At 66.9% G+C, this 8541-nt stretch carries 12 protein-coding genes and 1 pseudogene; 7 read left to right on the top strand and 6 right to left on the bottom strand.

Features of this window, described 5'->3' with window-relative positions; translation table 11 throughout:
- The 3 genes and pseudogenes from BIS11_RS06130 to coaBC all read right to left on the bottom strand — a co-directional run.
- Positions 1-309: pseudogene (locus tag BIS11_RS06130) on the bottom strand (phosphomannomutase/phosphoglucomutase); the annotation flags it as partial.
- 34 nt (positions 310-343) lie between these two features.
- Positions 344-811 carry a dUTP diphosphatase gene (gene dut, locus BIS11_RS06125; RefSeq protein WP_253420718.1) on the bottom strand — a complete coding sequence of 156 codons (468 nt, stop codon included), beginning with the start codon at positions 809-811 and terminating at the stop codon, positions 344-346.
- On the bottom strand, positions 808-2073 hold the full coding sequence (coaBC, locus tag BIS11_RS06120) for a bifunctional phosphopantothenoylcysteine decarboxylase/phosphopantothenate--cysteine ligase CoaBC (protein ID WP_253420715.1): 1266 nt from the start codon (positions 2071-2073) through the stop codon (positions 808-810). The genes dut and coaBC overlap by 4 nt, the downstream gene beginning before the upstream one ends.
- Before the next feature lie 155 nt (positions 2074-2228).
- Here coaBC and radC point away from each other — a divergent pair, with 155 nt between their 5' ends.
- The 6 genes from radC to BIS11_RS06090 all read left to right on the top strand — a co-directional run bounded on the left by radC (position 2229) and on the right by BIS11_RS06090 (position 6259).
- On the top strand, positions 2229-2903 hold the full coding sequence (gene radC / locus BIS11_RS06115; RefSeq protein ID WP_227391163.1) for a DNA repair protein RadC: 675 nt from the start codon (positions 2229-2231) through the stop codon (positions 2901-2903).
- A gap of 226 nt (positions 2904-3129) precedes the next feature.
- Entirely contained in the window at positions 3130-3366 is a 237-nt protein-coding gene (rpmB, locus tag BIS11_RS06110) for a 50S ribosomal protein L28 (RefSeq protein ID WP_038481085.1), read from the top strand.
- Positions 3367-3413: 47 nt separating this feature from the next.
- The gene (rpmG, locus tag BIS11_RS06105) at positions 3414-3569 is read left to right on the top strand and encodes a 50S ribosomal protein L33 (RefSeq protein WP_227391162.1); all 156 of its coding nucleotides are present in this window, start codon (positions 3414-3416) and stop codon (positions 3567-3569) included.
- A 170-nt stretch (positions 3570-3739) separates the two neighbouring features.
- On the top strand, positions 3740-4558 hold the full coding sequence (mutM, locus tag BIS11_RS06100; RefSeq protein ID WP_253420711.1) for a bifunctional DNA-formamidopyrimidine glycosylase/DNA-(apurinic or apyrimidinic site) lyase: 819 nt from the start codon (positions 3740-3742) through the stop codon (positions 4556-4558).
- 21 nt (positions 4559-4579) lie between these two features.
- The gene (locus BIS11_RS06095; RefSeq protein WP_301282916.1) at positions 4580-5788 is read left to right on the top strand and encodes a class I SAM-dependent rRNA methyltransferase; all 1209 of its coding nucleotides are present in this window, start codon (positions 4580-4582) and stop codon (positions 5786-5788) included.
- 30 nt (positions 5789-5818) lie between these two features.
- Positions 5819-6259, top strand: coding sequence for a thioesterase family protein (locus tag BIS11_RS06090; RefSeq protein ID WP_253420706.1), 441 nt, complete (start codon positions 5819-5821; stop codon positions 6257-6259).
- Positions 6260-6303: 44 nt separating this feature from the next.
- Here BIS11_RS06090 and BIS11_RS06085 read toward each other — a convergent pair whose 3' ends face one another.
- On the bottom strand, positions 6304-6552 hold the full coding sequence (locus BIS11_RS06085; RefSeq protein WP_253420703.1) for a SlyX family protein: 249 nt from the start codon (positions 6550-6552) through the stop codon (positions 6304-6306).
- Between the two features lie 168 nt (positions 6553-6720).
- Between BIS11_RS06085 and BIS11_RS18565 the strand changes: the two genes are divergently transcribed.
- Positions 6721-7257, top strand: coding sequence for a cold-shock protein (locus tag BIS11_RS18565; RefSeq protein ID WP_301282915.1), 537 nt, complete (start codon positions 6721-6723; stop codon positions 7255-7257).
- 67 nt (positions 7258-7324) lie between these two features.
- Here BIS11_RS18565 and BIS11_RS06075 read toward each other — a convergent pair whose 3' ends face one another.
- Positions 7325-7714, bottom strand: a complete 390-nt coding sequence (locus BIS11_RS06075) for a hypothetical protein (protein WP_253420700.1) — start codon at positions 7712-7714, stop codon at positions 7325-7327.
- Positions 7711-8541: succinyl-diaminopimelate desuccinylase (gene dapE, locus BIS11_RS06070; protein WP_253585825.1), on the bottom strand; the 831-nt coding region annotated here is incomplete at its 5' end. The genes BIS11_RS06075 and dapE, both read right to left, overlap by 4 nt.

The following is an 8541-nucleotide window of genomic DNA, read 5'->3' as shown; positions in this document are numbered from 1 at the left end:
GCTGCCGGTGATCATCACTCCGGAGCGGGTCTCGCCGAGGGTGTGGGTGGCGAAGTAGAGCACCGGGGTGGGCACCCGGCCGATGTCGATCACCTCGACCCCGGTGCTCGTCAATCCCGTGATCAGCGCCGCCTTGAGCCGGGGCCCGGAGAGGCGGCCGTCGAAGGCGACGATCACCGCACGCTCGCCGCGCGCGATTGCCTCGCTGCCGATCGCACGGCCGATCAGGGCGGTGCCCGCCTCGGTGAGGGTGTCGTCCACCACGCCGCGAATGTCGTAGGCGCGAAATATCGAAGCGGGTACCGTCATGGGCGACTCCTGAAGTCAGCCGAAGGGAAAGGGCTCAGCCGCGCCCGGTGCTGCCGAAGCCGCCGTCGCCGCGCGCGCTGTGCTCGAAGCTCTCGACGATCTCGAGGCTGGCCTGGACCACCGGGACCAGCACGTACTGGGCGAGACGCTCGAAGGGCTCGAGGGTGAAGCTCTCCTGACCGCGGTTCCACACCGAGATCTTGAGTTCGCCCTGGTAGTCCGAGTCGATCAGCCCCACCAGGTTGCCGAGCACGATGCCGTGCTTGTGGCCGAGCCCCGAGCGGGGCAGGATCACGCCGGCCAGGGTCGGGTCCTCGATGTGGATGGCAAGGCCGGTGCGCACCAGCTGGCACTCGCCGGGAGCCAGCGTCAGCGGCGCGTCGAGCAGCGCGCGCAGGTCCATGCCGGCGGCGCCGGCGGAGCCGTAGGTGGGAAGGTAGTCGTGCAGGCGTTCGTCGAGCACCCTGCACTTCAGGGTGCGCTGTGACGCGGTAAGGCTCATGGAGCGGCTCCATCGGGGTTGACGGTCAATGTAAGGGCGTGGTCGATGATCAGGCGCGCCAGTGCACGCTTGGGCTGCGCCTTTGCATCGAGACTCTCGATGCCCGCCGGGGTGCGCCAGACAAGCGTCGCGGCGTTGTCGTCGCTGCCGAAACCGAGGCCCTGGCGCGCCACGTCGTTGGCCACCACGAGATCGAGGTTCTTGCGGGCGAGCTTGTCGGTGGCGTAGCGGGAAACGTCTCGGGTCTCGGCGGCAAAGCCCACCACGAAAGGGCGCTCGCCAGGCGCGAGGGCGGCAACGTCCGCGATGATGTCAGGGTTCTTGGTGAGGGTCAGGGTGAGCGTGTCGCCTTCATCCACCTTCTTGAGCTTGTGCTCGGCGGTCTGCTCGGCGCGGTAGTCGGCCACGGCGGCGCAGCCGATGAACAGGGCCGCCTTTGGTGCGAGACGCAGCGCCTGCTCATGCATCTCAAGCGCACTCTCCACGTCGATGCGGGTGACACCCGGCGGGGTGGCCAGATCGACCGGGCCGCTGATCAGGGTGGTGTCGAAGCCCGCCTCGACGGCGGCGGCGGCCAGCGCGTAGCCCATCTTGCCGGAGCTGTGGTTGGAGAGATAGCGCACCGGGTCGAGCGCCTCCCGGGTAGGGCCGGCGGTGATCACCGCGCGCGGGCGGGGCGTCTCCAATGGTGGGGCGAGACGCCGGGCGAGGGCCTCGACGATCGCCTCGGGTTCGCTCATGCGCCCGGGGCCGACATCGCCGCAGGCCTGCTCGCCGGCGGCGGGGCCGATCACCTGCCAGCCATCCTCATTGAGCAGGGCGGCGTTGCGACGGCTCGCCGGGTGGCGCCACATCGCCTGGTTCATGGCCGGGGCGATCAGCCGGGGCGCCTCGCAGGCCAGGCTCAAGGTGGTGAGCAGGTCATCCGCTAGGCCGTGGACGAGGCGGGCGATCAGATCCGCCGTGGCCGGGGCGACGAGCAGCGCGTCCGCCCAGCGGGCGAGCTCGATATGGCCCATGCCGGCTTCCGCCGCCGGGTCCAGAAGCGACGTGCGCACCGCCTCGCCGGAAAGCGCCTGCAGGGTGAGCGGCGTGATGAACGCCTGGGCGCCGTCGGTCATCACCACGCGCACCTCGCCGCCGGCCTGCTTGATCAGCCGGACGATCTGGGCGCTCTTGTAGGCGGCGATGCCGGCACTGACGCCGAGAAGGATGCGCTTGCCGACAAGGGATGCGCTTGGCCATGCCTGGTTCGAAGCCATGTTCACTCCACGATGAGACCCGCTCGAGCCGGGCGCCGGGCCCGCTCCAAAGGTGCTCACCATACCATTCGGGCGCCTCTTTTGGCAGATTCGACCGCCGCCTTCTAGGCTAGGTATGGTGAGCATCGAGGTTTGGTTCGGCAATGGGGGAGGCGATGGGGATCAATCACTGGCCCGAGGGCGAGCGCCCGCGGGAAAAACTGCTGACGCTGGGTGCCCAGGCGCTCTCAGACGCGGAGCTTCTGGCGATCTTTCTGCGCGTCGGCGTGAAGGGCCGCTCGGCGGTGGACCTGGCCCGCGATCTGCTGTCCCGTTTCGGCGGCCTGCGCCCCTTGCTGGAGGCGAACCAGAGCGCCTTCTGCCAGGCCCACGGGCTGGGCGCGGCAAAGTTCGCCCAGCTCCAGGCGACCCTCGAGCTCTCGCGGCGCCACCTGGCCGCCCAGCTCGCCCGGGGCAACGCCTTGACCTCGCCGGCGCTGGTGCGCCACTACCTGCGCTCGCAGCTCAGACACCTCGGCCACGAGGAGTTCGCGGTACTGTTTCTGGATACCCAGCATCGAATCATTCGCTACGAGGCGCTGTTTCGCGGTACACTGGACAGCGCATCGGTCTATCCGCGCGACGTCGCCAAGCGCGCTCTCGAGCTCAACGCCGGGGCCGTGATCCTGGCGCACAACCACCCCTCCGGGGTGGCCGAGCCAAGCGACGCCGATAGGCGAATCACCGAACGCCTGAGCCAGGCGCTGGGGCTTTTCGACGTGCGCGTGCTCGACCACTTCGTGGTGGGCGATGCCGATGTGATCTCTTTTGCCGAGCGCGGCTGGCTGTAACCAAAAGCCGGACGTTCGACCGCCAAGCGGGTCTTTTTGCCGCTTTGGGCACGCTTTTGCTTGCCGCCGGGTGGTCGCTCTGGTATAAAGTGCCACCTTTAAACTTGGGTTGAATAACGGATCTGGGTACAGCTAGGCCTTAACTGCGTCGACTCCCTCCCTTCCGGTTTGCCCGACAGTTTTGAACACTCAGGCTTATACCCTGGCCAAGCGGTTGGAGGCTCTCATGTCCAAAGTATGTCAGGTTACCGGCAAGCGTCCGGTAACTGGTAACAACGTTTCACACTCCCAGCGTAAGACACGTCGTCGTTTCTTGCCGAACCTGCACACGCACCGTTTCTGGGTCGAATCCGAGAACCGTTTCGTGAAGCTGCGCGTCTCTTCCAAGGGCATGCGCATCATCGACAAGAAAGGCATCGAAACCGTGCTGGCCGACATCCGCAAGCGCGGCGACGCCATCTAAGCACGCTCAACGCCATCCGTTAGCGACCTATTCTGGGAGATTGAACCATGCGCGACAAGATTCGTCTGGTATCCAGCGCCGGTACCGGCCATTTCTACACCACCGACAAGAACAAGCGGAACACCCCCGACAAGTTCGAGTTCAAGAAGTACGATCCGGTGGTTCGCAAGCACGTGATCTACAAGGAAGCCAAGATCAAGTAACCTCGGTTGCACGATCGGCTTTCACCGCAGGCGAGCGCCTGTCGAAGACCCGGCCCTGAAAGCCGGGTCTTTGTATTTGTATATCTGTATTTGCATATCTGTATTTGTACATTCGGCGTGGCGAGACGCCACGCCACCGTCATGATCGATGGCCATCATGAGGTGCCCCCATGCCCGAGTTGCCCGAGGTCGAGACCACCCGTCGCGGCATCGCCCCTTACCTCGAAGGGCGCGAGATCACCGAAGTGCGCGTGCGCAACCGCCGCCTGCGGGTGCCGGTGCCGGAAGATTTCGAGGCGCGCCTGGTGGGGGCCCGGGTCGGTTCGATCACGCGGCGGGCCAAGTACCTGCGCCTGCCGATCGAAGGGCAGGGGACGCTGCTCTGGCACCTGGGCATGTCCGGCAGCCTGCGCATCGCCCGGGTGGGCGACACGCCCAAGAAGCACGATCACGTCGACGTGGTCACCGACGAGGGCGTGGTGCTTCGCTACCACGATCCGCGCCGCTTCGGCTTCGTCGACTGGCAGCGAGGTGACGACACCCGGGACCCGCGCCTCGTTCACCTGGGCCCGGAGCCCCTGAGCGACGCCTTCGACGGCGAGTGGCTCTACCGGCTGTCGCGCGGCAAGCGGGTGGCGGTCAAGCCGTTTCTGATGGACAACAAGGTGGTGGTCGGGGCGGGCAACATCTACGCCACCGAGGCGCTGTTCATCGCCGGGATCGACCCGCGGCGAAGTTCCGGGCGCATCTCGCGGGCGCGCTACGATCACCTGGCGACGGCGGTCAAGGAGGTGCTGGCCGCCGCGATCACCCAAGGCGGCACGACCCTTCGCGACTTCGTCAGCGGCCAGGGCGAGCCCGGCTACTTCGCCCAGCGGCTCAACGTCTACGGGCGTCACGACCAGCCCTGCCCGCGCTGCCACACGCTGCTCAAGCGTATTACCCTGGGCCAGCGGGCGAGTGTTTTCTGTCCGGGCTGCCAGCGTTAAACTCAACCTCATGCTTTGCCGATGCTTTTGGAGAGACCTGTGACCCAACGCCTGCGCTTGAACAAGAATGCCGACCGCCGCCTGAAGGCGGGGCATCTGTGGATCTACTCCAACGAGGTGGATACCAAGGCGACCCCGCTCAAGGAGTTCGCCGCCGGCGAGGCCGCGTTGATCGAGGCCTCCAATGGCAAGGCCCTGGGGGTCGCCTACGTCAACCCGCACTCCTTGATCAGCGCGCGCATCATGTCCCGCGATCCGGAGATGCGCCTGGACCGCTCGCTGTTCGTCCACCGCTTCAACCAGGCGCTGGCGCTGCGCCAGCGGATGTTCGACAAGCCTTTCTACCGCCTGATCCACGGCGAAGGCGACCTGCTGCCGGGGCTGGTCATCGACCGTTTCGGCGACGTGCTGGTGGTGCAGCTCAACACTGCCGGCATGCAGGCGCTGGCCGACGAGATCGTCGACGCGCTCGAGAAGGTGATCAAGCCCGAGGTGATCGTGTTCCGCAACGACACCGGCGGGCGTCGCCAGGAGGGGCTGGAAGCCCAGGTCGAAATCGCCAAGGGCGTGCTTCCCGACGAGGTGCTGATCGAGGAGAACGGCGTGCGCTTCGCGGTGCCGGTGCTCGACGGTCAGAAGACCGGCTGGTTCTATGACCACCGCGTCAACCGTGCCTGGCTCAACGCCCAGGTGGCGGGCAAGCGGGTGCTCGACGTGTTCAGCTACGTGGGCGGCTGGGGCGTGCAGGCCGCGGCCAGCGGCGCCTCCGAGGTGCTCTGCGTGGACGCATCGAACAAGGCGCTCGAGCAGGTGGCGCGCAACGCCGAGCTCAACGGCGTGCAGGAGCAGGTCGCCATCGGCGAAGGCGATGCTTTCGATGTACTGGCCGCGCTCAAGGCCGACGGCGAGCAGTTCGACGTGGTGATCCTTGACCCGCCGGCGTTCATCAAGAAGCGCAAGGACATCCCCAACGGCGAGCGCGCCTACGCGCGGCTCAACCGCGAGGCGATGCGCCTGCTGGGCCGCGATGGCCTGCTGCTGTCGGCATCGTGCTCGATGCACCTGGCTCACGACCGGCTGGTCGACGTGGTGCGCGGCGCGGTGCGCCATCAGGACCGCCACGGCCAGCTCATCTTCCAGGGCCACCAGGGACCGGATCACCCGGTGCACCCGGCGATTCCCGAAACCGCCTACCTCAAGGCGCTGGGCGTGCGCGTCTATCGCGACTGATCCTGCCTCATGAGTTTGCAAGGAGCGCCCATGCAGTGGAGTCTGCCGACGCCCTTCACCCTCGAGATCGCCGTCGAGGAGACGGCGATCGATGCGTTCGGGCACGTCAACAACGGCGAATACCTGCGCTGGGTCGAGCAGATCAGCTGGGCCCACTCCGAGGCGCTGGGACTGGATCTCGCCCGTTACCGGGCGCTCGACCGGGCGATGGTGGTGCACCGCCACGAGCTCGATTACCTCGCCCCGGCCTTCGCTGGTGACGCGCTGGTGCTGGCCACCTGGATCGTCGCCTGCGACGGGCGCACGAGCCTCACCCGGCGCTTCGAGCTCAAGCGCGTGGGTGATGCCTGCACACTGCTCGCCGCCCGCACGCGCTTTGCCTGCGTGGCGCTCTCCACCGGTCGCCCCAAGCGCCTGCCCGAGGAGTACCGGCGCCTGTACGGCGCCGCCGTGGTGAACGAGGCCGAGTGATCTGACGAGCCGCGCTCGGTGTCGCTATCAACGTCACCGACAGCTCAATAGTGCGGGGGCACGTCGTCTTCCAGGCGATGTGCCCCGCCGTCGTTCTGGGCGCTCAGTGCCTGGTGCTGTTCCCGTAGCCGTTCGCGCATCAGGGCGCTGAGCTGTTCGAGCTTGTCGAGCCGGCGCTCCTGCTGGGCGACGGCCTGATCCAGGGTGTCCAGCCAGTGCTCTTGGTAGGCGAGCCTGGTTTCCAGCGCCTCGAGACGTTGGTCGAGCGTGGCGGGCGTGGCGTCATCGGGCATGATAAGATCGTTTCCTCGTCGGGCAGGCTCGGGGTGACCGGGCGTGGCCGGCGTGTGGTTTAAATCGAGTTCGCATCAGCATTTATCGCCAATGAGAGGGGTTGCTATAATCGCTTCGAGTATTTTCCTTTGTTTGGTACTTCTACAACAAGAGAGCTTTTAACATCTATGAACCCAAAAGTTGTTGTTCGCTGTTTATTGATCAGTGTGTTGCTCGCCGCGCCCACGCCGCTGCTGCTGGCCGGTCTCGTTCATCTGACCGACGCGCCGCTCGCCGAGCAGTGGCTGGCGGAACTCGCCATCATCGGCACGGCGGGTGTGTATGTCGCCGTGGCGCTGGGTAGCTTCATCATGCTGCTGGTCGGCACGCTCGCGGCGGCCGCCTTTGCACCGCCCGTGGTCGTCGCCGCCGAGTACGCGCGTGCGGTTCCTGCCGCGCGCCAGCCGGCAGCGGCGGTGGACGAGGAGCCCGAGGACGTGATCGACCCCAACGACGGGCGCGAAGAGGGCGAGGTGAAGTGGTTCAATACCAACAAGGGCTACGGCTTCATCACCCGCGACAATGGCGAGGACGTGTTCGTCCACTTTCGCGCCATTCGCGGCCGTGGCCCGCGCATGCTGGCCGAGGGCCAGATCGTGCGCTATCACGTGATCCAGAACGACCGCGGCCTGCAGGCCGACGACGTGAGCATCATCGAGTCCTAGTTCGCTTAGACGACTCGCTCCCTGCCATCGGCCCCGCTCTGCGGGGCCGATGTCGTTGGGGCGTCGCTCAGCGCCCGGAGTCCGGCCAGGTGATCGCCTGCTCGCGACCGTCCGGCAGCACCTGCCAGAAGGCGTCCGGATCGTCGCCCGGGTGCCAGCCGCCCAGCGAGCAGCGCACTTCCACGCCCAAGGCCTTCGCGACGGCCTGCGCACAGGCGCGGTCGTCCTCCCAAGGCGTATGGGGGCTGTCGAACCAGAGGCTCGCGAAGCCGTCGGCGGCCTTCTCCACCAGCAGGATCGGCACGTCGTGATCGAGGTGTCGCCCGCGCGCCTTCCACTTGCCCTTGCCCGCCGGCGCCAGAGCACTCGTCGCAAGCGTCTGGCCGAGCCATGCGTCGAGGTTGTCCTGGTCGACGGTTTTCAGATACACCTCGATATCCGGAAAGCGTTCGCTCATGGCGGGCTCCCTGCCGGTGTGAACAGTGCCTCCAGCGTGGCCTCGTAGATACGGCTGAGTGCCTCGAGATCCTCGGCGCGCACGCGCTCGTTCACCTTGTGGATGGTGTCGTTCAAGGGACCGAGCTCCACCACCTGGGCGCCGAGCGTGGCGATGAAGCGTCCGTCCGAGGTACCGCCGCTGGTCGAGAGCATAGGCCGCTGCCCGGTGACCGCTTCCACCCCGGTGACCACGGCGTCGACCAGCGCGCCCTCGGCGGTGAGAAACGGCTCGCCGTTGAGCGTCCACTCGACGTGGGCGTCGAGCCCGTGGGCGTCGAGGATCGCCTCGGTGCGCGCCTTCAGCTGCTCGCAGGTCACCTCGGTCGAGTAGCGGAAGTTGAACACCACTTCGATCTCGCCGGGAATCACGTTGGTGGCCCCGGTGCCGGCGCGAAAGTTGGAGATCTGGAAGCTGGTCGCCGGGAAGAAGTCGTTGCCTGCGTCCCAGTGCTCGCGGGTAAGTGCGTCCAGCGCCGGCAGTGCCTGGTGGATGGGGTTGTTCGCCAGGTGCGGGTAGGCGACGTGGCCCTGCACGCCCTTGACGTGCAGCACCCCGCCGAGCGAGCCGCGCCGGCCGTTCTTGATCACGTCACCAAGGGTGGCGGTGGAGGAGGGCTCGCCGACGATGCAGTAGTCCAGCCGCTCGTTGCGCTCGCGCAGATGCTCGACCACCGCGCGGGTGCCGTCGATGGCCGGGCCTTCTTCGTCGGCGGTGATCAGAAAGGCGATGCGCCCGTCGTGCTCCGGGGCGCGCTCGACGAAGCGCTCGACGGCGGTGACCATCGC

Origin of the sequence: Halomonas sp. 707D4 (assembly GCF_024158685.1) — a bacterium.
In the GTDB taxonomy this organism is placed as follows: domain Bacteria; phylum Pseudomonadota; class Gammaproteobacteria; order Pseudomonadales; family Halomonadaceae; genus Vreelandella.
This window is presented reverse-complemented; position numbering and strand designations above follow the sequence as displayed.